Below are 25,848 nucleotides of genomic sequence, written 5' to 3' on the forward strand. Positions count from 1 at the left end.
CTGAGCTAGAGAAAAGTAGGGCGGGGCACGAGAAACCCTGTCTGAACATGGGGGGACCATCCTCCAAGGCTAAATACTCATCATCGACCGATAGTGAACCAGTACCGTGAGGGAAAGGCGAAAAGAACCCCGGGAGGGGAGTGAAATAGATCCTGAAACCGCATGCTTACAAAAAGTCGGAGCCCTTAGGGGTGACGGCGTACCTTTTGTATAATGGGTCAGCGACTTACATTCAGTGGCGAGCTTAACCGAATAGGGGAGGCGTAGAGAAATCGAGTCCGAATAGGGCGTTCAGTCGCTGGGTGTAGACCCGAAACCAAGTGATCTATCCATGGCCAGGATGAAGGTGCCGTAACAGGTACTGGAGGTCCGAACCGACTAGTGTTGCAAAACTAGCGGATGAGCTGTGGATAGGGGTGAAAGGCTAAACAAACTTGGAAATAGCTGGTTCTCTCCGAAAACTATTTAGGTAGTGCCTCAAGTATTACCTGCGGGGGTAGAGCACTGTTTTGGCTAGGGGGTCATGGCGACTTACCAAACCAAGGCAAACTCCGAATACTGCAGAGTACAGCTTGGGAGACAGAGCACCGGGTGCTAACGTCCGGACTCAAGAGGGAAACAACCCAGACCGCCAGCTAAGGTCCCTAAAATTGGCTAAGTGGGAAACGAAGTGGGAAGGCTAAAACAGTCAGGATGTTGGCTTAGAAGCAGCCATCATTTAAAGAAAGCGTAATAGCTCACTGATCGAGTCGTCCTGCGCGGAAGATGTAACGGGGCTAAGCCAGTTACCGAAGCTGCGGATGCACAGTTTACTGTGCGTGGTAGGAGAGCGTTCTGTAAGCCTGTGAAGGTGTCTGGTAATGGATGCTGGAGGTATCAGAAGTGCGAATGCTGACATGAGTAGCGTTAAAGCGGGTGAAAAGCCCGCTCGCCGTAAGCGCAAGGTTTCCTACGCAACGTTCATCGGCGTAGGGTGAGTCGGCCCCTAAGGCGAGGCAGAGATGCGTAGCTGATGGGAAACAGGTCAATATTCCTGTACCGATCAATAGTGCGATGTGGGGACGGAGAAGGTTAGCTCAGCCAACTGTTGGATATGTTGGTTCAAGCCTGTAGTCGTGCCCGGTAGGCAAATCCGCCGGGCTGAGATGAGGGGTGATAACGAGTGTGCTTGCACACGAAGTGAGTGATACCCTGCTTCCAGGAAAAGCCACTAAGCTTCAGCTATTGACGACCGTACCGCAAACCGACACTGGTGCGCGAGATGAGTATTCTAAGGCGCTTGAGAGAACTCAGGAGAAGGAACTCGGCAAATTGATACCGTAACTTCGGGAGAAGGTATGCCGCAAGTAGGTGAACTTGTACAAAGGGAGCCCAAAGCGGTTGCAAAAAATCGGTGGCTGCGACTGTTTAATAAAAACACAGCACTCTGCAAACACGAAAGTGGACGTATAGGGTGTGACGCCTGCCCGGTGCTGGAAGATTAAATGATGGGGTGCAAGCTCTTGATTGAAGTCCCAGTAAACGGCGGCCGTAACTATAACGGTCCTAAGGTAGCGAAATTCCTTGTCGGGTAAGTTCCGACCTGCACGAATGGCGTAACGATGGCCACACTGTCTCCTCCTGAGACTCAGCGAAGTTGAAATGTTTGTGATGATGCAATCTCCCCGCGGAAAGACGGAAAGACCCCATGAACCTTTACTGTAGCTTTGTATTGGACTTTGAACGGATCTGTGTAGGATAGGTGGGAGGCTTTGAAGTGAGGTCGCTAGATCTCATGGAGCCAACGTTGAAATACCACCCTGGTGCGTTTGAGGTTCTAACCTAGGTCCATTAGCTGGATCGGGGACAGTGCATGGTAGGCAGTTTGACTGGGGCGGTCTCCTCCCAAAGTGTAACGGAGGAGTTCGAAGGTACGCTAGTTACGGTCGGACATCGTGACGATAGTGCAATGGCATAAGCGTGCTTAACTGCGAGACTGACAAGTCGAGCAGATGCGAAAGCAGGACATAGTGATCCGGTGGTTCTGTATGGAAGGGCCATCGCTCAACGGATAAAAGGTACTCTGGGGATAACAGGCTGATACCGCCCAAGAGTTCATATCGACGGCGGTGTTTGGCACCTCGATGTCGGCTCATCTCATCCTGGGGCTGTAGTCGGTCCCAAGGGTATGGCTGTTCGCCATTTAAAGAGGTACGTGAGCTGGGTTTAAAACGTCGTGAGACAGTTTGGTCCCTATCTTCCGTGGGCGCTGCAGATTTGAGGAAGCCTGCTCCTAGTACGAGAGGACCGGAGTGGACACACCTCTGGTGTATCGGTTGTCACGCCAGTGGCATCGCCGAGTAGCTAAGTGTGGAAGAGATAACCGCTGAAAGCATCTAAGCGGGAAACTCGTTTCAAGATGAGATCTGCCGGGGCCTCGAGCCCCCTGAAGGGTCGTTGTAGACCACGACGTTGATAGGCTGGGTGTGGAAGGCGTGCAAGCGCTTGAGCTAACCAGTACTAATTGCCCGTGCGGCTTGACCCTATAACTTTGACTGCCCATCCACAGGCGCAGTTCATGACTAGTTATGCCAAGCACGCAATCAAGTTAAAGAGTCGACTCTATGAATTCGCCGCTGTGGCATCGCGCCGCAGCAGCACCAAGTTATGCCTGATGACCATAGCAAGTTGGTACCACTCCTTCCCATCCCGAACAGGACAGTGAAACGACTTCGCGCCGATGATAGTGCGGGTTCCCGTGTGAAAGTAGGTCATCGTCAGGCTCTTACAGCCCAAACCGCCCCCCTGTACCTACGTGCAGGGGGGCGTTTTGCTTTACGGGGCGTATCGGTGCTGTAGCATCGGCGTTGACGTCCACGTCAATACGCCTTCCATGCCCTCCCGCTCCGCTCCCATGGCCACCTACTCCATCAGCGACCTCGCCAAAGAGTTCGACCTCACCACGCGCGCCATGCGCTTTTACGAGGACATGGGCCTCCTGCAGCCCGAACGCGCCGGGTCAGGGGGACGCGTGACTTGTACTGCAAAGAAAGTTGGCTAGCTCTTCCTTATGCGCTGAAAAGCTGCTATACTCATGAATTCTTCGGAGGGGTGCCCGAGTGGCTAAAGGGGGCAGACTGTAAATCTGTTGGCTTACGCCTACACTGGTTCGAATCCAGTCCCCTCCACCAGAATTGTGAGCGATGAAGGCGTTGGATCACGCTTGCGCAGGCATCGGTTTCGCGGGAGTAGTTCAATGGTAGAACCCTAGCCTTCCAAGCTAATGACGCGGGTTCGATTCCCGTCTCCCGCTCCACAATTTTGTTGTTGCGTATTGAGGAGCTTTGCTCCGCATGCCCATGTGGCTCAGTGGTAGAGCACTCCCTTGGTAAGGGAGAGGTCGCGGGTCCGATTCCCGCCATGGGCACCAAATTTCAAGGGTGCGTCTCCGTTAGGGGTGCATCAATATTTGTCGTGTTGGTGTAGATTTTTTCGGAGTCGAAAAGATGGCAAAAGGTAAGTTCGAACGTACCAAGCCCCACGTGAACGTGGGCACGATCGGTCACGTGGACCATGGCAAGACAACGCTGACGGCAGCCATCGCCACGGTGCTGGCCAAGAAGTTCGGCGGCGAAGCCAAGGGCTACGACCAGATCGACAACGCCCCCGAAGAAAAGGCCCGCGGCATCACCATCAACACCTCGCACGTCGAGTACGAGACCGCCTCGCGCCACTACGCCCACGTGGACTGCCCCGGCCACGCCGACTACGTCAAGAACATGATCACCGGTGCCGCCCAGATGGACGGCGCCATCCTGGTGTGCTCGGCCGCCGATGGCCCGATGCCCCAGACGCGCGAGCACATCCTGCTGGCCCGCCAGGTGGGCGTGCCCTACATCATCGTGTTCCTGAACAAGTGCGACATGGTCGATGACGAAGAGCTGCTCGAACTCGTCGAAATGGAAGTGCGCGAACTGCTGGACAAGTACGACTTCCCCGGCGACGACACCCCCATCATCCGCGGCTCCGCCAAGCTGGCCCTCGAAGGCGACCAGTCCGACAAGGGCGAACCCGCCATCCTGCGCCTGGCCGAAGCCCTGGACACCTACATCCCCACGCCTGAGCGCGCCGTCGACGGCGCCTTCCTGATGCCCGTGGAAGACGTGTTCTCCATCTCCGGCCGCGGCACCGTGGTCACGGGCCGTGTCGAGCGCGGCATCATCAAGGTCGGCGAAGAAATCGAAATCGTCGGCATCCGCGACACGCAAAAGACCACCGTCACCGGCGTGGAAATGTTCCGCAAGCTGCTCGACCAGGGCCAGGCCGGCGACAACGTGGGCCTGCTGCTGCGCGGCACCAAGCGCGAAGACGTCGAGCGCGGCCAGGTGCTGTGCAAGCCCGGCTCCATCAAGCCGCACACGCACTTCACCGCCGAGGTGTACGTTCTGTCCAAGGACGAGGGCGGGCGCCACACCCCCTTCTTCAACAACTACCGTCCCCAGTTCTACTTCCGCACCACCGACGTGACCGGCTCCATCGAGCTGCCCGCGGACAAGGAAATGGTGATGCCCGGCGACAACGTGTCGATCACCGTCAAGCTGATCAACCCCATCGCCATGGAAGAAGGCCTGCGCTTCGCCATCCGTGAAGGCGGCCGTACCGTCGGCGCCGGCGTCGTGGCTAAGATCATTGCGTAATCAAGGGATCTAGGGGTATAGCTCAATTGGCAGAGCGTCGGTCTCCAAAACCGAAGGTTGTAGGTTCGATTCCTACTGCCCCTGCCACATAGCGTGGTACAGCAAGCCCGCCAGCCTCTGGCGGGCTTCGGCGTCTTGTGCGGCGCTGATCGAAGTCAGGATTTCTCGTCATATGGCCACTTCTCAGGTTGAAACGGTTTCCACCGGCGCGGACAAGGCAAAGCTGTTTGCTGCCGTGGCGCTCGTTCTTGCATCCGTCGCCGGCTTCTACCTGCTGAGCAAGCAGGGGGTGCTGGTGCAATGGTCGGCGTTGATCGTCGGCTTGGTGGCTGCTGCAGCCGTGTTCCTGGTGTCGGAGCAGGGGCGCCAGTTCATCGGCTTTGCCCGTGATGCATGGCGTGAAGTGAAGAAGGTCGTCTGGCCTACGCGCAAGGAAACCCTGCAGATGACGGGGTATGTGTTTGCGTTCGTGGTGGTGATGGCGCTCTTTCTCTGGCTGACGGACAAAACGCTGGAATGGGTGTTGTATGACCTCATTCTGGGCTGGAGGAAGTAATGGTGGACGGAGTAGAAATGAATAGCGCACTGCCCCCGGCCGATGTGGCGGGTGCATCCGATATGCGCTGGTACATCGTCCACGCCTACTCCGGCATGGAAAAGGCGGTGGAGCGCAACATCCAGGAGCGGATCGCTCGCGCGGGCATGCAGGCGAAGTTTGGGCGCATTCTCGTACCGACCGAAGAGGTCGTAGAGATGAAGAATGGCCAGCGCAAGACCACGGAGCGCAGACTTTTCCCGGGCTATGTGTTCGTCGAAATGGTGATGGACGACGACACATGGCACTTGGTCAAGCACACCAGCAAGGTGACCGGCTTCGTGGGCGGTGCCAAGAACCGTCCGGCTCCGATTTCCGAAGAGGAAGTCCAGAAGATCGTGAGCCAGATGGAACAGGGCACCGACAAGCCGCGCCACAAGGTGGAGTTCATGGTAGGCGAGCTCGTGCGTGTCAAGGAAGGCCCATTCACGGATTTCAATGGCTCCGTGGAAGAAGTCAACTACGAGAAGAGCCGCCTGCGTGTGTCGGTCATGATCTTTGGCCGTTCCACCCCGGTGGAGCTTGAATTCAGCCAGGTCGAGAAGACCTGAGCCTCTACTGCAAAATTTGCGCCCGCACTTGTCCGGCTCGGTGCGGCGCTGAATTATCAAGAGTCGATAAACCCCGGGGAGCTTGGCTGCAAGGCTGGGCGCTGTACCCGTAAGGAGCAACCATGGCGAAGAAAATCGTCGGCTTCATCAAGCTGCAAGTGCCAGCTGGTAAGGCCAATCCGTCCCCCCGATCGGTCCGGCACTGGGCCAGCGTGGCCTCAACATCATGGAGTTCTGCAAGGCTTTCAACGCCCAGACCCAGGGTGTGGAACCTGGCCTGCCGCTGCCCGTGGTCATCACGGCTTTCGCGGACAAGAGCTTCACCTTCATCATCAAGACGCCGCCTGCGACGACGCTGATCAAGAAGGCCATCAAGCTGGAGAAGGGCTCGTCCAATGCGATGAGCACCAAGGTCGGCAAGATCTCCCGTGCCCAGCTGGAGGAAATCGCCAAGACCAAGATGAAGGACATGAACGCTGCCAGCGTGGACGCCGCAGTGCGCACGCTGGCCGGCTCCGCCCGTTCCATGGGCGTGACGGTGGAGGGTCTGTAAATGGCTAAGCTGACCAAGAAGCAAAAGGCCCTGCAGGGCAAGGTCGACAGCACCAAGCTGTATCCCTTCCCCGAGGCACTGGCCCTGGTGAAGGAAGCTGCGACGGCCAAGTTCGACGAGTCCATCGACGTGGCGGTGCAGCTCGGCGTGGACGCCAAGAAGTCCGACCAAGTGGTGCGTGGCGCTGTGGTGCTGCCCAATGGCACCGGCAAGACCACCCGCGTCGCTGTGTTCGCTCAAGGTGCCAAGGCTGAAGAAGCCAAGGCTGCTGGTGCAGACGTGGTTGGCATGGATGACCTGGCTGCCCAGGTGAAGGCTGGCGACATGCCTTTCGATGTGGTTATCGCCGCGCCGGATGCCATGCGCGTGGTGGGCACGCTGGGCCAGATCCTGGGCCCGCGCGGCCTGATGCCCAACCCCAAGGTTGGCACCGTGACGCCCGACGTGGCGACGGCCGTGAAGAACGCCAAGGCAGGTCAGGTGCAGTTCCGCGTGGACAAGGCCGGCATCATCCACAGCACGATCGGCCGCCGCTCGTTCGACAACGACAAGCTGCAGGGCAACCTGGCGGCACTGATCGAAGCGCTGAACAAGGCAAAGCCCGCGACCAGCAAGGGTGTGTACCTGCGCAAGGTGGCGGTGTCGTCGACCATGGGCCTGGGCGTGCGCGTGGACACCCAATCCATCTCGGCGTGATGGCATGAGATCTTGAAGTACCCATAAGGGTGCTTCGGTGGTGGGCCGGCGCAGCGATGCGCCGGGCCATCCAAGACCGTTGGCGGGCAGGAGGAGTGTCCTTAAATCCGCTGGAGCCAACGCAGATGGCGATCCCGCTGCTGATGGAATGGAAGTTCCGAAACAGTTGGTCGCTGCAAACCAAGAGCGCGCACGAAAGGACTTGTCCTGGGGTAGCGCATATGAAGGAGTAGACCTTGAGTCTTAATCGCAGTGAGAAAGAAGCGGTCATCAATGAAGTGACCAGCCTCGCCGCTAAAGCTCAAACGCTCGTGATCGCGGAATACCGTGGCATCACGGTGGCCGACATGACCAAACTGCGCGTGGATGCACGCAGCAAGGGTGTGAGCCTGAGTGTTCTGAAGAACACCCTGGCGCGCCGTGCTGTGGCAGGTAGCCAGTTCGACGTGGTGGCCGACCAGATGACCGGTCCTCTGATCTACGGCTTCTCCGAAGACGCTGTGGCCGCCGCCAAGGTGGTGGCCGATTTCGCGAAGACCAACGACAAGCTGGTGATTCGCGGCGGCGCTTTCGGCGGCAAGGCCCTGGACGTGAACGGCGTGAAGCAACTGGCCAACATCCCTTCCAAGGAAGTGCTGCTGGCTCAGCTGTGTGGCTTGCTGATGTCGCCGATCTCCCGCACCGCCGTGGTGCTGGGCGCCCTGGCGACCAAGAAAGGCGAAGGCGAACCTGCTGCCGCTTAAATAGCGCACGCAGACGTCCCCTCTTAAAACCAATTGTTAGGAAATCAAAATGGCATTCGATAAAGACGCATTCTTGACCGCACTGGACAGCATGACGGTCCTGGAACTCAATGACCTGGTGAAGGCCATTGAAGAGAAGTTTGGTGTGAGCGCTGCCGCCATGGCCGCTCCCGCTGCTGGCGGCGCTGCCGGCGGCGGCGCTGCTGCTGCCGAAGAAAAGACCGAATTCAACGTGGTGCTGACCGAAGCCGGCGCCAACAAGGTTGCCGTCATCAAGGCAGTGCGCGAAATCACCGGCCTGGGCCTCAAGGAAGCCAAGGACCTGGTGGACGGCGCTCCCAAGAACGTCAAGGAAGCCCTGCCCAAGGCCGACGCCGAAGCCGCTGTCAAGAAGCTGGTGGACGCAGGCGCCAAGGCCGAGCTCAAGTAATCAGGCTGGTCCTGCCGGGCTGGAGGTCTTGCGAAAGGCCTCCAGCCTTTGGTGCTTATGGAATCGATATTCCAGAGCACACCAGAAAGCGGCCTTGGGGCTGTTTTCTAGTGTCTTCTGACCCATTCCGACCGCGGAAGACGCCTTGGTCCGGGCGATGTGCAACGCATCGCCGTCCGCCATGGTTGGTAGTGGCCAACCGCCAAGCCCGCAAGGTGGCTTCCTTGTGGGGCAATCGTCGAAGACCCCATTGTCATGTCTTTGCCCGGAGATCTCATGGCCCAAACATCCACGTACAGCTACACCGAACGCAAGCGGATCCGCAAGAGTTTCGGCAGCCGCGACAGCGTGCTCACGGTTCCCTATCTGCTGCAAATGCAGAAGGATGCCTACACCGCCTTCCTGCAGGCTGAAACACCGCCCCAGAAGCGTTCCATCGAGGGACTGCAGGCCGCCTTCAACTCCGCGTTTCCCATCGTCTCGCACAACGGCTTCGTGGAGATGAAGTTCGTCGAGTACAACCTGGCCAGGCCCGCGTTCGACGTGCGTGAGTGCCAGACGCGCGGCTTGACCTTCGCCTCGGCCGTGCGCGCCAAGGTGCAGCTCATCATCTACGACCGTGAGTCCTCGACCTCGCAATCCAAGGTGGTCAAGGAAGTGAAGGAGCAGGAGGTCTACATGGGCGAGGTGCCCCTGATGACCGACAAGGGCTCGTTCATCATCAACGGTACCGAGCGCGTGATCGTCTCGCAGCTGCACCGTTCGCCCGGCGTGTTCTTCGAGCACGACAAGGGCAAGACGCACAGCTCGGGCAAACTGCTGTTCAGCGCCCGCATCATTCCCTACCGCGGCTCGTGGCTCGATTTCGAATTCGACCCGAAGGACATCCTGTACTTCCGCGTCGACCGCCGCCGCAAGATGCCGGTGACGATTTTGCTCAAGGCCATCGGCCTGAACCCCGAGTCGATCCTGGCGAACTTCTTCGTCAACGACAACTTCCGCCTGATGGACAGCGGCGCGCAGCTGGAGTTCGTGCCCGAGCGCCTGCGCGGTGAGGTGGCCCGCTTCGACATCACCGACAAGTCGGGCAAGGTCATCGTGGCCAAGGACAAGCGCGTCACGGCCCGCCACACGCGCGAACTGGAACAGTCCGGCACCACGCACATCAGCGTGCCCGAGGACTTTCTCATCGGCCGCGTGGTGGCCCGCAACATCGTCGATTCCGACACGGGCGAAATCCTGGCCAAGGCCAACGACGAGCTGACCGAGGCACTGCTCAAGAAGCTGCGCGCCGCCGGCGTGCAGGACCTGCAGGTCATCTACACCAACGAACTCGACCAGGGCGCCTACATGTCGCAGACCCTGCGCATCGACGAAACGGTGGACGAGTTCGCCGCCCGCGTGGCCATCTACCGCATGATGCGCCCCGGCGAGCCGCCGACCGAAGATGCGGTGCAGGCCCTGTTCCAGCGCCTGTTCTACAACCCCGACACCTACGACCTGTCGCGCGTCGGCCGCATGAAGTTCAACGCCAAGATCGGCCGCGACGAATCCACCGGCCCCATGGTGCTGTCCAACGAGGACATCCTGGCCGTGGTCAAGATCCTGGTGGACCTGCGCAACGGCAACGGCGAAGTGGACGACATTGACCACCTGGGCAACCGCCGCGTGCGCTGCGTGGGCGAGCTGGCCGAGAACCAGTACCGCACCGGTCTCGCACGTATCGAGAAGGCCGTGAAGGAGCGCCTGGGCCAGGCCGAGCAAGAGCCGCTGATGCCGCACGACCTGATCAACTCCAAGCCGATTTCCGCGGCCCTGAAGGAGTTCTTCGGCGCGTCCCAGCTCTCGCAGTTCATGGACCAGACCAACCCGCTGGCCGAGATCACGCACAAGCGCCGCGTCTCCGCGCTGGGCCCGGGCGGTCTGACGCGCGAGCGCGCCGGCTTCGAGGTGCGCGACGTGCACGTCACGCACTATGGCCGTGTCTGCCCGATCGAAACGCCCGAAGGCCCGAACATCGGCCTGATCAACTCGCTGGCCCTGTACGCGCGCCTGAACGAATACGGTTTCATCGAGACGCCGTATCGCCGCGTGGTGGACGGCAAGGTGACGATGGAGATCGACTACCTGTCGGCCATCGAGGAAGGCAAGTACATCATCGCCCAGGCCAACGCCACGCTGGATGCCGAGGGCCGCCTCACGGGCGACCTGGTGTCGGCACGCGAGAAGGGCGACTCCACGCTCGTCTCCGCCGACCGCGTGCAGTACATGGACGTGTCGCCCGCGCAGATCGTGTCGGTGGCCGCATCGCTCGTGCCCTTCCTGGAGCACGACGACGCGAACCGCGCGCTGATGGGCGCCAACATGTCGCGCCAGGCCGTGCCCGTGCTGCGCCCCGAGAAGCCCATGGTGGGCACGGGCATCGAGCGCGTGGCGGCCGTGGACTCCGGCACCGTGGTGACGGCCAAGCGCGGCGGCGTGGTGGACTACGTGGACGCGACCCGCATCGTGGTGCGCGTGCACGACAAGGAAGCTGTGGCCGGCGAGGTGGGTGTGGACATCTACAACCTCATCAAGTACCAGCGTTCCAACCAGAACACCAACATCCACCAGCGTCCCATCGTCAAGAAGGGCGACGTGCTGGCCAAGGGCGACGTGATCGCCGACGGCGCATCGACCGACCTGGGCGAGATCGCCATCGGCCAGAACATGCTGATCGCGTTCATGCCCTGGAACGGCTACAACTTCGAGGACTCGATCCTGATCAGCGAGCGCGTGGTGGCCGAAGACCGCTACACCTCGATCCATATCGAGGAACTGGTGGTGATGGCCCGCGACACCAAGCTGGGCGCCGAGGAAATCACGCGCGACATCCCGAACCTGTCAGAACAGCAACTGAACCGCCTGGACGAGTCCGGCATCATCTACGTGGGCGCCGAAGTGCAGCCCGGCGACACGCTGGTCGGCAAGGTCACGCCCAAGGGCGAGACCACGCTCACGCCCGAAGAGAAGCTGCTGCGCGCCATCTTCGGCGAGAAGGCTTCGGACGTGAAGGACACCTCGCTGCGCGTGGACCAGGGCTCGTCGGGCACCGTGATCGACGTGCAGGTGTTCACCCGCGAAGGCATCCAGCGCGACAAGCGCGCTCAGCAGATCATCGACGATGAGCTCAAGCGCTTCCGCCTGGACCTGAACGACCAGCTGCGCATCGTCGAGGCCGACGCCTTCGACCGTATCGAGAAGCTGCTCAACGGCCGCGTGGCCAACGGCGGCCCGCAGAAGCTCGCCAAGGGCACGAAGATCGACAAGGCCTACCTCTCCAGCGTGGAGAAGTTCCACTGGTTCGACATCCGCCCCGCTGAGGAAGAGGTGGCGACGCAGCTCGAATCCATGAAGAACGCCATGGAGCAGACGCGCCATGAGTTCGACCTGGCTTTCGAGGAAAAGCGCAAGAAGCTCACGCAAGGCGACGAGCTGCCCGCGGGCGTGCTGAAGATGGTCAAGGTGTACCTGGCCGTCAAGCGCCGCCTGCAGCCCGGCGACAAGATGGCCGGCCGCCACGGTAATAAGGGTGTGGTGTCCAAGATCGTCCCGGTCGAGGACATGCCTTACATGGCCGACGGCACCCCCGCCGATATCGTGCTCAACCCGCTGGGCGTGCCCTCGCGCATGAATATCGGCCAGGTGCTTGAAGTCCACCTGGGCTGGGCCGGCAAGGGCCTGGGCCAGCGCATCGGCGACATGCTGCAGCGCGAGGCCAAGGCGGCCGAGATGCGCAAGTTCCTCGAAGAGGTCTACAACTCCCGCGGCCGCAAGGAAGACCTGTCGCTGCTGAGCGACGAGGAAGTGGTTGCCATGGCGCGCGAGCTGACCACGGGCGTGCCCTTCGCATCGCCCGTGTTCGACGGCGCTTCCGAGGCCGAGATCAAGGACATGCTCAAACTGGCCTATCCGGACGACATAGCCGAGCGCAAGGGCCTGACGCCCACGCGCACGCAGGCCTACCTGTACGACGGCCGCACGGGCGAGCAGTTCGAGCGCCCGACGACCATCGGCTACATGCACTACCTGAAGCTGCACCACCTGGTGGACGACAAGATGCACGCCCGCTCCACGGGTCCGTACTCGCTCGTCACGCAGCAGCCGCTGGGCGGCAAGGCCCAGTTCGGCGGCCAGCGTTTCGGCGAGATGGAAGTGTGGGCGCTGGAGGCCTACGGCGCCGCCTACGTGCTGCAGGAAATGCTGACCGTGAAGTCCGACGACGTGCAGGGCCGTACCAAGGTGTACGAGAACATCGTCAAGGGCGAACACGCCATCGAAGCCGGCATGCCGGAATCGTTCAATGTGCTGGTCAAGGAAATCCGTTCCCTGGGCCTGGACATCGAACTGGAGCGTTCTTAAAAAAAGTGAGCTGCTTGCGCTTGGCTGGCAAGGGTTTGAGGGCATTTTCGCGCTCAAGACCAATGCTGGCAAGCGCAACCAGCTATGAAATTTGACGAAAAGGAAAGAGTCACATGAAATCGCTACTCGACCTGTTCAAGCAATTCACGCCCGACGAGCACTTCGATGCCATCAAGATCGGCATGGCCTCGCCCGAGAAGATCCGCTCGTGGTCCTTCGGCGAGGTGAAGAAGCCCGAGACGATCAACTACCGCACGTTCAAGCCCGAACGCGACGGCCTGTTCTGCGCCAAGATCTTTGGCCCCATCAAGGACTACGAGTGCCTGTGCGGCAAGTACAAGCGCCTGAAGCACCGCGGCGTGATCTGCGAGAAGTGCGGCGTGGAAGTCACGCAGACCAAGGTGCGCCGCGAGCGCATGGGCCACATCGACCTGGCCGCGCCCTGCGCGCACATCTGGTTCCTGAAGTCGCTGCCCTCCCGCCTGGGCCTGGTGCTCGACATGACGCTGCGCGACATCGAGCGCGTGCTGTACTTCGAGGCCTACGTGGTCACCGACCCCGGCATGACCCCGCTGAAGAAGTTCGGCATCATGAGCGAGGACGACTACGACGCCAAGCGCAAGGAGTACGGTGACGAGTTCGTCGCCAAGATGGGCGCCGAGGGCATCAAGGACCTGCTGGAGTCCATCGACATCGAGCTGGAGATCGAGAAGCTGCGCGGCGACCTGACCGGCTCCGAGGTCAAGGTCAAGAAGAATGCCAAGCGCCTGAAGGTGCTCGAAGCGTTCAAGAAGTCCGGCATCAAGCCCGAGTGGATGATCCTGGACGTGCTGCCCGTGCTGCCGCCGGACCTGCGTCCGCTGGTGCCGCTGGACGGCGGGCGCTTCGCCACGTCGGACCTCAACGACCTGTACCGCCGCGTCATCAACCGCAACTCGCGCCTGCGCCGCCTGCTGGAGCTGAAGGCGCCCGAGATCATCGCGCGCAACGAGAAGCGCATGCTGCAGGAAGCCGTGGACAGCCTGCTGGACAACGGCCGCCGCGGCAAGGCCATGACGGGCGCCAACAAGCGCGCGCTGAAGTCCCTGGCCGACATGATCAAGGGCAAGTCCGGCCGCTTCCGCCAGAACCTGCTGGGCAAGCGCGTGGACTACTCGGGCCGCTCGGTCATCACCGTGGGCCCGACGCTCAAGCTGCACCAGTGCGGCCTGCCCAAGCTGATGGCGCTGGAGCTGTTCAAGCCGTTCATCTTCTCCCGCCTGGAGCAGATGGGCATCGCCACGACCATCAAGGCCGCCAAGAAGGAAGTGGAAGCCGGCACGCCCGTGGTGTGGGACATCCTCGAAGAGGTCATCAAGGAGCATCCGGTCATGCTGAACCGCGCTCCCACGCTGCACCGCCTGGGCATCCAGGCCTTCGAGCCGATCCTGATCGAAGGCAAGGCCATCCAGCTGCACCCGCTGGTCTGCGCGGCGTTCAACGCCGACTTCGACGGCGACCAGATGGCCGTGCACGTGCCGCTGTCGGTGGAGGCGCAGCTCGAAGCGCGCACGCTGATGCTGGCATCGAACAACGTGCTGTTCCCCGCTTCGGGCGAGCCCTCCATCGTGCCTTCGCAGGACGTGGTGCTGGGCCTCTACCACGCCACCCGCGACAAGATCAACGGCAAGGGCGAGGGCATGGTGTTCGCCGACATCGGTGAAGTCCAGCGCGCGCTCGACGCGGGCCAGGTGGAGCTGCACGCCAAGATCAACGTGCGTCTGACCGAGTGGAACAGGGACAAGGACACGGGCGAGTTCGAGCCTGAGACCGCGCTCGTCGAAACCACCGTGGGCCGCGCGCTGCTGTCCGAGATCCTGCCCAAGGGGCTGGCCTTCTCGAACCTGAACAAGGCGCTCAAGAAGAAGGAAATCTCCAAGCTCATCAATGCCAGCTTCCGCCGCTGCGGCCTGAAGGAAACCGTGGTGTTCGCCGACAAGCTGCTGCAAAACGGCTTCCGGCTGGCAACGCACGCGGGCTTCTCCGTGGCGATCGACGACATGCTGGTGCCGCCGCAGAAGGCCGAGATCCTGGCCCGCGCCGAGGCCGAGGTGAAGGAGATCGAGCAGCAGTACGTCTCCGGCCTGGTCACGTCGGGCGAGCGCTACAACAAGGTGGTGGACATCTGGGGCAAGGCGGGCGACGACGTGTCCAAGGTGATGATGGACCAGCTCAAGGTCCAGAAGACCGAGGACCGCCATGGCAAGCAGGTGGACCAGGAGTCGTTCAACTCCATCTACATGATGGCCGACTCCGGCGCGCGCGGTAGCGCGGCGCAGATCCGCCAGCTCGCCGGCATGCGCGGCCTGATGGCCAAGCCCGACGGCTCCATCATCGAGACGCCCATCACCGCGAACTTCCGCGAGGGGCTGAACGTGCTGCAGTACTTCATCTCCACCCACGGCGCCCGCAAGGGCCTGGCCGACACGGCGCTGAAGACCGCGAACTCCGGCTACCTCACGCGCCGCCTGGTGGACGTGACGCAGGACCTGGTCGTGACCGAGGAAGACTGCGGCACCTCCAACGGCTCGCTGATGCGCGCCATCGTCGAGGGCGGCGAGGTGATCGAGTCGCTGCGCGACCGTATCCTGGGCCGCGTGGCAGCCGAGGACGTGCTGCACCCCGAGAACCGCTCGGTGGTCGTGGCCGCCGGCACGCTGCTGGACGAGGACACGATCGAGGGCATGGAAGCCGTCGGCGTGGATGAGGTCAAGGTGCGCACCGCGCTGACCTGCGAGACCCGCTTCGGCCTGTGCGCCAAGTGCTACGGCCGCGACCTGGGCCGCGGCGGCCTGATCAACCTCGGCGAGGCCGTGGGCGTGATCGCCGCACAGTCCATCGGCGAGCCCGGCACGCAGCTGACCATGCGCACGTTCCACATCGGCGGCGCGGCATCGCGTGCGGCCGTGGCATCGAGCGTGGAAGCCAAGTCCAACGGCATCATCGGCTTCAATGCCACGATGCGCTACGTGACCAACACCAAGGGCGAGCTGGTGGTGATCGCGCGTTCCGGCGAGATCGTCATCCACGACGAGCACGGCCGCGAGCGCGAGCGCCACAAGGTGCCCTACGGCGCGACGCTGACGGTGAAGGCCGACCAGCAGATCAAGGCCGGCACCATCCTCGCCAACTGGGACCCGCTGACGCGACCCATCATCACGGAATTCGCCGGCCAGGTGAAGTTCGAGAACGTCGAGGAAGGCCTCACGGTCGCCAAGCAGGTGGACGAGGTCACGGGTCTGTCCACGCTGGTCGTGATCGACCCCAAGCGCCGCGGCTCCGCCAAGGTGGTGCGCCCGCAGGTCAAGCTGATCGACGCACAGGGCCAGGAAGTGAAGATCCCCGGCACCGACCACTCGGTGACCATCGGCTTCCAGGTGGGCGCGCTGATCCAGGTGCGCGACGGCCAGGAAGTGGGCCCTGGCGAAGTGCTGGCCCGCATCCCCGTCGAAGGCCAGAAGACCCGCGACATCACGGGCGGTCTGCCGCGCGTGGCCGAGCTGTTCGAAGCCCGCAGCCCCAAGGACAAGGGCATGCTGGCCGAGATCACCGGCACCGTGTCGTTCGGCAAGGAGACCAAGGGCAAGGTGCGCCTGCAGATCACCGACCCGGACGGCAAGGTGTGGGACGAACTCGTGCCCAAGGAAAAGAACGTGCTGGTGCACGAAGGCCAGGTCGTCAACAAGGGCGAGCTGATCGTCGACGGCCCGGCCGACCCGCAGGACATCCTGCGCCTGCTGGGCATCGAGGAGCTCTCGCGCTACATCGTCGACGAGGTGCAGGACGTGTACCGCCTGCAGGGTGTGAAGATCAACGACAAGCACATCGAGGTGATCGTGCGCCAGATGCTGCGCCGCGTCGTGGTCGAGAACCCGGGCGAGTCCACCTACATCGCCGGCGAGCAGGTCGAGCGCTCGGAGATCCTCAACACCAACGAGGCGCTGCAGTCCGAGGGCAAGATCCCGGCCACGTACTCCAACGTGCTGCTGGGCATCACCAAGGCGTCGCTGTCCACCGATTCGTTCATCTCCGCCGCGTCGTTCCAGGAAACGACCCGCGTGCTCACCGAGGCTGCCATCATGGGCAAGCGCGACGAGCTGCGCGGCCTGAAGGAGAACGTCATCGTCGGCCGCCTGATCCCCGCCGGCACGGGCCTGGCCTACCACCAGGCGCGCAAGGCCAAGGACGCCATGGACGAGGCCGAGCGCCGCGCCATCGCCGATGCCGAAGCCGCCGAACTGGCGGGCGTGGGCGCGGACGATGCCACGGCCGAGATCGACGGCAGCGGTGCCGACGCGGCCGCCGACTAAGCCTGCCATGCCACCCGTGCTGCTTGCCAGTACGGGCGCCTGAACGCTCCCGTTGCGCCCTACCGGCGAAGCGGGAGCTTCTTTATTTTGGATTCGTGAAATGGTGACCACCTGGCTCCTGCTGGCACTGCTGCTGTTCTGGGCGGTGGGCGCCTACAACCGGCTCATCCGCCTGCGTTCGGCTGCGCTGCAGGCTTTCGGCGGCCTGGACACCTATATGGTGCGGCTGATCGCGCTGATGGGCGAATACCAGGCGGCGCGCGGCGCCGTGGAGGGGCCGCGTGCGCCGGGGGCCGACACGCATGCGGCCCTGGGCGCGGCCACCACGCAGTTCGGCGCCTCGCTGGCCGTGGCGCGAGCCCGGCCGCTGGATGCCGAAGCCGCCGCCGCCCTGTCTGCGGGCGTCCACGTACTGGAGGCCGCCTGGCAGGCCGTGGTGCGCGAAGCCGCCGCTCCCGATGTGCCCGACGCCCTTGCGCCCTGGATCCGCCAGCGCGAACAACTGGCCCTGCAGAGCGCCACGGCGCTGGAGCAGTTCAACACGGCCGTGGCGCAGTACAACCAGGGCATCGCGCAGTTCCCGGCCAGCCTGCTGGCGTGGCTGTTCGGCTTCAAGAAGGCGCAACCGCTGTGACCGCTTCTCCCTCTCCAACGCCAGCGCCAGCGCTGTGGGTGCTGCTCGACGCCACGGCCGCGGCCCTGCAGGCCGTGCGATCCGGCCAGTCCGGAACGGCGGCACTGGACACTGTGGATGCCGCTCTGCGCCCCGGCGTGCAGGCCCTGTTGTTCCAGGCGCTGCGCCACCTGGGCCGCGCACAGGCCCTGCGCCGAGTGCTGGCGCCGCGCCAGCCCCCGGCCCGCGTGGACGCGCTTCTGTGCACTGCGCTGGCCCTGGCCTGGAACCCGGAGCAGGCGCCCTATGCACCGTTCACGCTGGTCAGCCAAGCCGTCGAGGCCGCCAAGCGCAGCCCGGCCACCCGCGCCCAGGCCGGCTTCGTCAACGCCTGCCTGCGGCGCTTCCTGCGTGAGCGCGACGCACTGGTGGCTGCCACCGACCGCGACGAAGTGGCCCTATGGAACCACCCGGCCTGGTGGATCGCCCGCCTGCGCCGCGACCACCCCCGGCAGTGGCAGCAGATTCTGCAGGCCAACAACGCGCAGGCACCCATGGCGCTGCGTGTTTCCAAGTCAAAAAGCACTCCAGCGCAATACTGTCAAGCGCTGGCAGCTATCAATATGGAAGCTTATCCGGCCGGCGACAGCGGCGTGGTGCTGCGCCGGCCCCTGCCCGTGGCGCAACTGCCGGGCTTTGCCGACGGCGTGGTCTCCGTGCAAGACGCCGCCGCGCAGATGGCCGCGCCCTTGCTGCTCAAGGGCTGGATGCGCGCCAGCCCCTGCGCCTGCTCGACGCCTGCGCCGCGCCCGGCGGCAAGACGGCCCATCTGCTGGAGTGGGCGCAGGCCCTGGGTGCGCCCTGGCAGGTCACGGCGCTCGAAATGGACGCCGCCCGTGCCGCCCGCATCCACGACACCCTGCGCCGCCTGCGGCTGCAGGCCGACGTGCGCGTGGCCGACGCGGGCGTGCCCGCAGACTGGTGGGACGGCCAGCTGTTCGACGCCATCCTGCTCGATGCGCCCTGCACCGCCTCGGGCATCGTGCGCCGCCATCCGGACGTGCGCTGGCTGCGGCGCGAGAGCGACGTCGCCCAGCTCGCCGTGCTGCAGGCGCGGCTGCTGGGCGCGCTCTGGCCCCTGCTCAAGCCCGGCGGGCGGCTGCTCTATTGCACCTGTTCCGTGTTCCGCGCCGAGGGGCAGGAGCAGGTTCAGGCGTTTCTTGCGCACAACACCGATGCGCACCTGGCACCTTCTCCGGGCCATTTATTGCCCGCCAATCCGGACAAGGCAGGTGCGCTTGGGGACAATGCTGCGGGTGAGCACGACGGTTTCTTCTACGCACTGCTGCACAAGGCCGCCTGAGGGGGGCGCACGCCGGCGCCGATGGGTGCCGGCCTTGCTGCTCTGCCTGGCGGCCCTGCTGGTCTTCCTGGCGCCGCCCGTGCGGGCGCAAGTCCATGGGGACATTGCCGACATGCAGCTCGAACACACGGCCGAGGGCCTGTTCCTCACGGCCGCGCTGCCCCTGGAGCTGCCGAACCTGGTGGAGGACGCGCTCTACAAAGGCATCTCCATGTACTTCGTGACCGAGGCCGAGGTGCTGCGCCAACGCTGGTACTGGTCCGACAAGGTCGTGGCGCGTGCGGCCCGCTACCTGCGCCTGAGCTACCAGCCGCTCACGCGCCGCTGGCGGCTGGCGCAATCGTCCACGCCGTTTTCCGCCAGCGGCCTTGGCGTGTCGCTCGGGCAGAACTTCGAGGAGCTGTCCGAGGCGCTCTCGGCCATGCAGCGCATCGCACGCTGGAAGATCGCCGACGAGGGGGTGCTCGACGACGATGCGTCCTACCTGGTGAACTTCCAGTTCCGGCTGGACATGTCGCAGCTGCCGCGCCCCATGCAGATCGGCGCCGTAGGCCGGTCCGGCTGGACGCTGCAACTCGCGCGCAGCATGCGCGCGCCTGCGCTGGAACGCACGGCGGAAGGCGCGCAATGAACGCAGACGAACATCGCCCCGCCGGCTCCGCGCGCAGGGCCGCCAGCCGCACCCGTGCCGTGCGCTGGGCGCTGGGTATGGGCGTGGGGTTGATGTGCGCCATCGGCCTGGTGCTGCTGTTCCTGCTCACCCAGGCCACCAACAACCGGGCCCTGTACGAGCGCAACTTCACCTGGCTGCTGGGCGTGAACGTGCTGGTGGCGCTGGTGCTGTTCACGGTGCTGGTCTGGGGCGCGGTGCGTTTGGGCGTGCGCCTCAAGCGCGGGCGCTTCGGCAGTCGTCTGCTCGTCAAGCTGGCGGGCATCTTCGGCCTGGTTGGCGTAGTGCCGGGGCTGCTGATCTATGTGGTTTCCTACCAGTTCGTGTCGCGCTCCATCGAAAGCTGGTTCGACGTGCGGGTGGAGGGCGCGCTCTCGGCGGGCGTGAGCCTGGCGCGTGTCACGCTGGACACCATCGCCGGCGACCTCGCCTCCAAGACACGCACTGCCAGCAGCCAGCTCGCCCAGGTGCCGGACGCGGCCGCGGGGCTGGTGCTCGAGCGCATGCGCGACCAGCTCGGCGCCACCGACCTCGTGCTCTGGAGCGCGTCGGGCCAGCCCCTGGCCAGCGCGGGCCAATCCCGCTTCAGCCTGAACCCCGAACGTCCTGGTATCCAGCAGTTCCGCAACGCGCGCCAGCAGCGCGCCACGTTCCAGATCGAGGGGCTGGACGACATCACCGACCCGCAGGCCGCGGACAACGCGCGGGTGCGCGCCCTGGTCGTGGTGCAAAGTCCGGGCGTGGGCCTGCTGGCCGAGCCGCGCTTCCTGCAGGCCACGCTGCCCCTGCCGCAGGCGCTGGTCGCCAACGCCATCGCCGTGCAGGAGGCCAACCGCGAATACCAGGAGCGTGCGCTGGCACGCGGCGGCCTGCGGCGCATGTACATCGGCACGCTGACCCTGGCGCTGTTCCTGGCCGTGTTCGGCGCCGTGCTGCTTGCCGTGCTGCTGGGCCACCAGATCGCGCGGCCGCTGCTGGTGCTGGCCGATGGCGTGCGCGAGGTCGCCGCGGGCAACCTGGCGCCGAAGGCCGCGCTGCAAAGCCGCGACGAGCTGGGCGGCCTCACGCGCTCGTTCGCGCTCATGACCCAGCAGCTGGCGGATGCACGAGCTGCCGCGCTGCAAAGCATGGGCGCACTCGACGACGCGCGCGGCCGCCTGCAGACCATCCTGGACAACCTGACGGCCGGCGTCATCGTGCTCGACGCGCAGGGCGTCATCCGCTCCTCCAACCCAGGCGCCACGCGCATCCTGCGCGCACCGCTGGCCGCCTACGAAGGCCGCGCACTGGCGGACGTGCCGGGCCTGGCGGACTTCGCCGCAGCGGTGCAGCGGCAGTTCGACACCTTCCAGCTCGACCGTGACCAGCACAGCCTCGACCACTGGCAACACCCGTTCGAGCTGCACGGCGCGGGTGGCGGCGTCGCGGCGCAGGGCACCAGCCTCGTGGCCCGCGGCGCCGAGCTGCCCGACGACGCACGGCTGCTGGTGTTCGACGACATCTCCGAAATCGTCTCCGCCCAGCGCGCCCAGGCCTGGGGCGAGGTGGCACGCCGCCTGGCGCACGAAATCAAGAACCCGCTCACCCCCATCCAGCTCTCGGCCGAGCGCCTTGCATTCAAGCTCGACGGCAAGCTGCCCGAGGCCGAGCAGGCCATGCTCGCCAAATCCGTCAAGACCATAGTGGACCAAGTGGATGCCATGAAGCGCCTGGTCAACGAATTCCGCGATTACGCGCGCCTGCCGGCGGCGGAGTTGCACCCGCTGGATCTCAACGCCCTGGTGGCCGACGTGCTGCAACTCTATGGCGCGGAAAATGCCACCGTGCCGGTCGAGGCGGAACTCGACCCCCAGTGCCCGTCCATCGCCGGCGACGCACAGCAACTGCGCCAAGTGGTGCACAACCTCCTGCAGAACGCGCAGGATGCCACGCAGCAGGCAGCGGAACAGGGCGGCAAGCCGCCCCGGCCTGTGCGCATCGCCACGCGCTGGAGCGGATCGTCGCAGCGCGTGCGTCTTGCCGTCTCGGATTGCGGGCAGGGATTCCCGGCGCACATCCTGCAACGCGCCTTCGAGCCCTACGTGACCACCAAGCCCCGCGGAACAGGCCTGGGCTTGGCGGTCGTCAAGAAAATCGCCGACGAGCATGGCGCCCGTATCGACCTGGCCAATCGCATTGAAAACGGCGTGGTGATGGGCGCCCAAGTGTCGCTATCATTCGCCCCTGGGCTGGCGGTTGCGCATTGACAACACCGCCGCATAGGCAGCAAGAGCGCACTGAACACATGGCAAACATTCTGGTGGTGGACGACGAACTGGGTATCCGGGATCTGTTGTCGGAAATCCTGAACGACGAGGGACACAGCGTAGACCTCGCCGAGAATGCCACGCAGGCACGCAGCGCCCGCCTTGCCGGCACGTATGACCTGGTGCTGCTCGACATCTGGATGCCCGACACCGACGGCGTGTCCCTCCTCAAGGAGTGGGCCACCGCGGGCGCGCTCACCATGCCCGTCATCATGATGAGCGGCCACGCCACCATCGACACCGCCGTCGAAGCCACCCGCATCGGCGCGTTCTCGTTCCTCGAAAAGCCCATCACCCTGCAAAAGCTCCTCAAGGCCGTGGAGCAGGGCTTGGCGCGCAGCATGCCCAGCCCCCAGCAGGCGGCGCCAGCGCCTGTGGCTGCGTCACCTTCGGGTCCCGCCCCCGTCGGCACCGAGCCCGTGGTGCAGCCCGTAGTGGCCATGAGCGAGCCGGGACCGCTGTCGCACCAGGGCTTCAACCTCGACCGCCCTCTTCGCGAGGCGCGCGACGGATTCGAGAAGGCCTATTTCGAATTCCACCTGGCCCGTGAAGGTGGCTCCATGACCCGCGTCGCCGAAAAGACCGGCCTGGAGCGCACGCACCTCTACCGCAAGCTGCGCCAGCTGGGCGTGGACCTGGGCCGCGGCAAGCGCAGCGGATAAGTCGGGTGATTTCACGAAAATTTTCGTCCTGATTTCGGATGGACTGTTTTTCAGCATATAATTTGAGGCTCTGGCCCGGTAGCTCAGTCGGTAGAGCAGAGGATTGAAAATCCTTGTGTCGGCGGTTCGATTCCGTCCCAGGCCACCAATCACCTATCTGCAGACGTCCACAGGCGTCCAGCAGATGCAAAAATCCCTAAGCGAATCAAGCGCTTAGGGATTTTTTTGTCCATGCGCGTCCATGGTTGTCCATGGCAAGCCAGCCACTTGTGGGGGCAACTTTGGGGGCAACTGCTAGATTCGGGCGAGCTGCCCCCAAAAGTTGTCCCCAATGCCTCTGACAGACACTGCAATCCGTCGCGCTCTTCCTGGTCCCAAAACCCAGAAATTGACCGATGGCCAGGGCATGTACCTGGAAGTTGCCCCCAGCGGCGGCAAGTGGTGGCGCCTGAAGTACCGGCTTGCAGGCGTAGAGAAGCGGCTCTCGCTGGGCACATACCCCGAAACGTCCTTGAAGGCTGCCCGCGAGAAGCGGGATGCGGCGAGGGCGCTGATCGTTCAGGGGATCGACCCGAGCGATGCGCGCAAGGCATCCAAGGCGCAGGCACAGGTCACCGAAGCGGATGCAGCGCGCGAAGCCGCCGGGCTGCCACCGCAGGACAGCTTCGAGCAGATTGCGCGGGAGTGGTACGAGACCCGCCGGGAAGACTGGTCGCCGTCATACGGCCAGAAGATCATGCGCCGGCTGGAGGCAGACGTTTTCCCGTGGCTCGGTGCCCAGCCCATCATCTCCATCACCCCGCCGATGGTGCTGGCGGTACTGCGCCGCGTGGAGGGGCGCGGCGTGGTGGAGACCGCGCATCGAGCGCTGGAGAACTGCGGCCAGGTGTTCCGGTATGCCGTGGCCACGGGCCGAATCGTGAGCGACCCCGCGCGCGACCTGAAAGATGCACTGCGTCGGCCGATGGTGAAGCACTTCCCTGCCATCACATCGCCGCAGCGCTTGGGCACGTTGCTGCGTGCGATCCACTCCTACCGTGGCACTCCCGTGGTAACCGCTGCGCTCAAGCTGCTGCCGATGTTGCTGCTGCGGCCCGGCGAGCTGCGGCAGGGCGAGTGGTCGGAGATCGATCTGGCGGGCGCCATGTGGGCAGTGCCTGCAGCACGGATGAAGCGGGAGAAGGCGGGGAAGCTGTATGGGAAGCCGCATCTGGTGCCGCTGGCGCACCAGGCCGTCGCGATCCTGGAAGAGCTGCAGCCTGTCACCGGCCGCGGCGTCATGGTGTTCCGCGGCGAGCGGACCCATGCACGGCCTATGAGCGATGCCGCCATCAACGCTGCGTTGCGTGCCATGGGGTTCAGCGCGGATGAGGTGACGGGCCACGGCTTCCGGGCGACCGCCCGCACGATGCTGGTAGAGCGCCTGGGCGTCGCGGAGACGGTGGTGGAGGCGCAGCTGGCGCACTCCGTAAAGGACAGCCTCGGCCGCGCTTACAACCGCACCGAGTTCGTCGCGGAGCGCGTGGCCATGATGCAGCGCTGGGCTGACTACCTCGACGAGCTGCGGGCGGACGTGCCTGCGCGGTGACCCCGGTGCCGGCTTGGCCAGGGCGCAGGCCCCGCCAGGGCTTGCCATGACCCGCTGCGACACGGGATGACCGGGTGCCACGCACCCAGGATGCACGTGGTCAGGGCGCGATGCACACTAGGTGCGTGCTGCACGCTGCACGCGTGCCAGTGCGAAAAAACGCACCCCCTCTAGAACGCACCAGAACGCCCGCACAGCGAGGCCCGGTAGCCGGGTCCTCACCCTATGCACTGCTGCGCCGCCCCCTGCTGGCGGGCCTGCAGGCTCGCCCCAGGCGTACAACCACGCAACCCCGCAGCGCGCCACCGAAGCCCCGCCTCGCCTGCTGGCTTCGTGCGTTGATTTCGCCGGGGTTGCCGTATGGGTACACCGCCAAGCCTGGCGCGGGCTTGCGGGGCGCTGCAGGGCCGCTTTCACTGTCGGGAATTGACGGACTTTTGAGGCGCTGGGCGGGGAGGCTCCGGAGCCTGTGACGTAACGGGAAGAACCTTTTTCGAACTAGAAATACTTGGAATCAACTACCTACAAACCCACCAATGAAGACCAGTTTGTAGGCTTTGTAGGTAGTTCTTTTCGGGTATCTCAAATTTGAATTGGTATGGGTTCCAGCAGGGTGCAGGCCGGTGTCTTGGGCAAAACACTTGCTCGCGCTTCGACGGTCGGCAAACCCTTCAAAGCCTACAAACCCCACCAGGCAGCGCGGCCGATGGCACCAAGCCAAAACGAGCGCTTGTTTTCACATGCTCGCGTTTCGTCCAAAAATAACCCCTCAAAACCCACCAAACCCACCAAGCCCACCAAGCCCACCAAACCCACCAAGCCCACCAAGCCCACCAAACCCACCAAGCCCACCAAGCCCACCAAGCCCACCAAGCTGGAGAGGCGCAACGATGATGCGTGCCTCCATGAGGCGCACGCGTGAGATTCGTTGGGGCATTGCACCTGCTGACAAGGCTTGCTGTGATGGCTGTCGAAGGAGGCTCTTGGGCAATGCGACTCCACGAGATTGGGTGTTCAAGCAGGCGGAGACAGTTGTCTCCTCTTGCCGACATGCCCTAAGTTGTGCTAGGCCTTGCCAAAAGGTACAATTAGATGCTTAGCAAAGAGCTGTTAAGTTTTACGGAGAGGCACCATGGACCCCAAAATCGAAGTCTTAGACCTCTTTTTACGCGAGCTTGGAGAAGAACCTTCTATTGAAGGCATTGAAAATCGGTTGCGCCTGCAAAAAGCAGTGTATTTGGGGCAACTTTTCGGTGTTGATTTAGGCTACCGCTATAGCTGGTATGTGAAGGGGCCATATTCTCCTTCTCTTACACAGGACTATTACAAGCTTGCCGAATCAGCTGCGGAAGCAGGCTCTGGAAAAGCATTGCGGAGTGATTTGGCGGAAAGGCTAAAGAGCGCCCGCCAGCTTTTGAAAATTCCTCCTGGTGTGGAATTGACGAAAGCTCATTGGTATGAACTGCTTGCTTCCTTGCACTATCTGTACAAAGTCAGCAGCCTTGATGCGGTACGCGTCAGAGAAACAATTGCTCGGACTAAGGAGCATTTGGTAGGCTGGATCGACCAAGGAGAAAGTAGTCTCCGCAGGCACGGCCTTCTTCAGCAATAAGAATCCATCAAAATGAGCACCTCGAAAGAGGTGCTTTTTT

At 63.4% G+C, this 25,848-nt stretch carries 15 protein-coding genes, 5 tRNA genes, 2 rRNA genes and 3 pseudogenes (1 of these 25 running past the window's edge); all 25 read left to right on the forward strand.

Features of this window, described 5'->3' with window-relative positions; genetic code table 11:
* Nucleotides 1–2,524 (forward strand): 23S ribosomal RNA (locus tag AAG689_RS24155); it begins 352 nt to the left of the window's first position.
* A 125-nt stretch (nucleotides 2,525–2,649) separates the two neighbouring features.
* Nucleotides 2,650–2,762 (forward strand): 5S ribosomal RNA (gene rrf / locus AAG689_RS24160).
* A gap of 131 nt (nucleotides 2,763–2,893) precedes the next feature.
* Nucleotides 2,894–3,010, forward strand: a pseudogene (locus AAG689_RS24165) (MerR family DNA-binding transcriptional regulator); the annotation flags it as partial.
* 74 nt (nucleotides 3,011–3,084) lie between these two features.
* Nucleotides 3,085–3,170, forward strand: a tRNA-Tyr gene (locus AAG689_RS24170).
* Between the two features lie 51 nt (nucleotides 3,171–3,221).
* Nucleotides 3,222–3,295 (forward strand) — tRNA-Gly (locus AAG689_RS24175).
* 39 nt (nucleotides 3,296–3,334) lie between these two features.
* A tRNA-Thr gene (locus AAG689_RS24180) sits at nucleotides 3,335–3,409 on the forward strand.
* Between the two features lie 76 nt (nucleotides 3,410–3,485).
* Nucleotides 3,486–4,676 carry an elongation factor Tu gene (tuf, locus tag AAG689_RS24185; protein WP_020229922.1) on the forward strand — a complete coding sequence of 397 codons (1,191 nt, stop codon included), beginning with the start codon at nucleotides 3,486–3,488 and terminating at the stop codon, nucleotides 4,674–4,676.
* An 11-nt stretch (nucleotides 4,677–4,687) separates the two neighbouring features.
* Nucleotides 4,688–4,763: transfer RNA gene (locus AAG689_RS24190), tRNA-Trp, on the forward strand.
* 85 nt (nucleotides 4,764–4,848) lie between these two features.
* Complete coding sequence (gene secE / locus AAG689_RS24195) at nucleotides 4,849–5,232, forward strand: preprotein translocase subunit SecE (protein ID WP_020228520.1); 384 nt, start codon at nucleotides 4,849–4,851, stop codon at nucleotides 5,230–5,232.
* Nucleotides 5,232–5,822 (forward strand): transcription termination/antitermination protein NusG, encoded by a 591-nt coding sequence (gene nusG, locus AAG689_RS24200; RefSeq protein WP_406624123.1) that lies wholly within the window; start codon nucleotides 5,232–5,234, stop codon nucleotides 5,820–5,822. Before secE ends, nusG begins: the two co-directional genes overlap by 1 nt.
* 122 nt (nucleotides 5,823–5,944) lie before the next feature.
* Nucleotides 5,945–6,375: pseudogene (gene rplK, locus AAG689_RS24205) on the forward strand (50S ribosomal protein L11).
* Nucleotides 6,376–7,071 (forward strand): 50S ribosomal protein L1, encoded by a 696-nt coding sequence (gene rplA, locus AAG689_RS24210; protein ID WP_020228523.1) that lies wholly within the window; start codon nucleotides 6,376–6,378, stop codon nucleotides 7,069–7,071.
* 236 nt (nucleotides 7,072–7,307) lie between these two features.
* The gene (rplJ, locus tag AAG689_RS24215; protein ID WP_024001406.1) at nucleotides 7,308–7,814 is read left to right on the forward strand and encodes a 50S ribosomal protein L10; all 507 of its coding nucleotides are present in this window, start codon (nucleotides 7,308–7,310) and stop codon (nucleotides 7,812–7,814) included.
* 49 nt (nucleotides 7,815–7,863) lie between these two features.
* Complete coding sequence (rplL, locus tag AAG689_RS24220; protein WP_020228525.1) at nucleotides 7,864–8,244, forward strand: 50S ribosomal protein L7/L12; 381 nt, start codon at nucleotides 7,864–7,866, stop codon at nucleotides 8,242–8,244.
* 276 nt (nucleotides 8,245–8,520) lie between these two features.
* Nucleotides 8,521–12,645, forward strand: coding sequence for a DNA-directed RNA polymerase subunit beta (gene rpoB, locus AAG689_RS24225; RefSeq protein ID WP_406624124.1), 4,125 nt, complete (start codon nucleotides 8,521–8,523; stop codon nucleotides 12,643–12,645).
* A 113-nt stretch (nucleotides 12,646–12,758) separates the two neighbouring features.
* On the forward strand, nucleotides 12,759–16,994 hold the full coding sequence (rpoC, locus tag AAG689_RS24230; RefSeq protein ID WP_406624125.1) for a DNA-directed RNA polymerase subunit beta': 4,236 nt from the start codon (nucleotides 12,759–12,761) through the stop codon (nucleotides 16,992–16,994).
* A 100-nt stretch (nucleotides 16,995–17,094) separates the two neighbouring features.
* Complete coding sequence (locus AAG689_RS24235) at nucleotides 17,095–17,628, forward strand: LemA family protein (RefSeq protein ID WP_406624126.1); 534 nt, start codon at nucleotides 17,095–17,097, stop codon at nucleotides 17,626–17,628.
* Nucleotides 17,625–18,970 (forward strand): annotated as a pseudogene (rsmB, locus tag AAG689_RS24240) (16S rRNA (cytosine(967)-C(5))-methyltransferase RsmB). The gene AAG689_RS24235 and the pseudogene rsmB overlap by 4 nt, the downstream one beginning before the upstream one ends.
* A 34-nt stretch (nucleotides 18,971–19,004) precedes the next feature.
* Nucleotides 19,005–19,601, forward strand: a complete 597-nt coding sequence (locus tag AAG689_RS24245; RefSeq protein WP_406626401.1) for a DUF4390 domain-containing protein — start codon at nucleotides 19,005–19,007, stop codon at nucleotides 19,599–19,601.
* A complete protein-coding gene (locus tag AAG689_RS24250; protein ID WP_406624127.1) occupies nucleotides 19,598–21,886 on the forward strand; it encodes an ATP-binding protein in 2,289 nt (762 codons plus the stop codon). The genes AAG689_RS24245 and AAG689_RS24250 overlap by 4 nt, the downstream gene beginning before the upstream one ends.
* Nucleotides 21,887–21,924: 38 nt before the next feature.
* A complete protein-coding gene (locus tag AAG689_RS24255; protein ID WP_406624128.1) occupies nucleotides 21,925–22,608 on the forward strand; it encodes a response regulator in 684 nt (227 codons plus the stop codon).
* Between the two features lie 72 nt (nucleotides 22,609–22,680).
* A tRNA-Phe gene (locus tag AAG689_RS24260) sits at nucleotides 22,681–22,756 on the forward strand.
* Nucleotides 22,757–22,939: 183 nt separating this feature from the next.
* Nucleotides 22,940–24,196, forward strand: coding sequence for a tyrosine-type recombinase/integrase (locus AAG689_RS24265; protein WP_406624129.1), 1,257 nt, complete (start codon nucleotides 22,940–22,942; stop codon nucleotides 24,194–24,196).
* A 628-nt stretch (nucleotides 24,197–24,824) separates the two neighbouring features.
* Nucleotides 24,825–25,118 (forward strand): hypothetical protein, encoded by a 294-nt coding sequence (locus AAG689_RS24270; protein WP_406624130.1) that lies wholly within the window; start codon nucleotides 24,825–24,827, stop codon nucleotides 25,116–25,118.
* A gap of 210 nt (nucleotides 25,119–25,328) precedes the next feature.
* Entirely contained in the window at nucleotides 25,329–25,808 is a 480-nt protein-coding gene (locus tag AAG689_RS24275; RefSeq protein WP_406624131.1) for a hypothetical protein, read from the forward strand.
* Nucleotides 25,809–25,848 lie beyond the last annotated feature (40 nt).

Origin of the sequence: Acidovorax sp. SDU_ACID1, from assembly GCF_045291395.1 — a bacterium.
In the GTDB taxonomy this organism is placed as follows: domain Bacteria; phylum Pseudomonadota; class Gammaproteobacteria; order Burkholderiales; family Burkholderiaceae_C; genus MR-S7.

Bases quoted from the DNA above. Each gene is read 5' to 3' on its own strand.
- rpoB (WP_406624124.1), top strand. From the start codon at position 8,521: ATGGCCCAAACATCCACGTACAGCTACACCGAACGCAAGCGGATCCGC.
- AAG689_RS24275 (WP_406624131.1), top strand. From the start codon at position 25,329: ATGGACCCCAAAATCGAAGTCTTAGACCTCTTTTTACGCGAGCTTGGA.
- rplL (WP_020228525.1), top strand. From the start codon at position 7,864: ATGGCATTCGATAAAGACGCATTCTTGACCGCACTGGACAGCATGACG.
- AAG689_RS24250 (WP_406624127.1), top strand. From the start codon at position 19,598: ATGAACGCAGACGAACATCGCCCCGCCGGCTCCGCGCGCAGGGCCGCC.
- rpoC (WP_406624125.1), top strand. From the start codon at position 12,759: ATGAAATCGCTACTCGACCTGTTCAAGCAATTCACGCCCGACGAGCAC.
- AAG689_RS24235 (WP_406624126.1), top strand. From the start codon at position 17,095: ATGGTGACCACCTGGCTCCTGCTGGCACTGCTGCTGTTCTGGGCGGTG.
- AAG689_RS24255 (WP_406624128.1), top strand. From the start codon at position 21,925: ATGGCAAACATTCTGGTGGTGGACGACGAACTGGGTATCCGGGATCTG.
- tuf (WP_020229922.1), top strand. From the start codon at position 3,486: ATGGCAAAAGGTAAGTTCGAACGTACCAAGCCCCACGTGAACGTGGGC.
- nusG (WP_406624123.1), top strand. From the start codon at position 5,232: ATGGTGGACGGAGTAGAAATGAATAGCGCACTGCCCCCGGCCGATGTG.
- AAG689_RS24265 (WP_406624129.1), top strand. From the start codon at position 22,940: ATGCCTCTGACAGACACTGCAATCCGTCGCGCTCTTCCTGGTCCCAAA.
- secE (WP_020228520.1), top strand. From the start codon at position 4,849: ATGGCCACTTCTCAGGTTGAAACGGTTTCCACCGGCGCGGACAAGGCA.
- rplA (WP_020228523.1), top strand. From the start codon at position 6,376: ATGGCTAAGCTGACCAAGAAGCAAAAGGCCCTGCAGGGCAAGGTCGAC.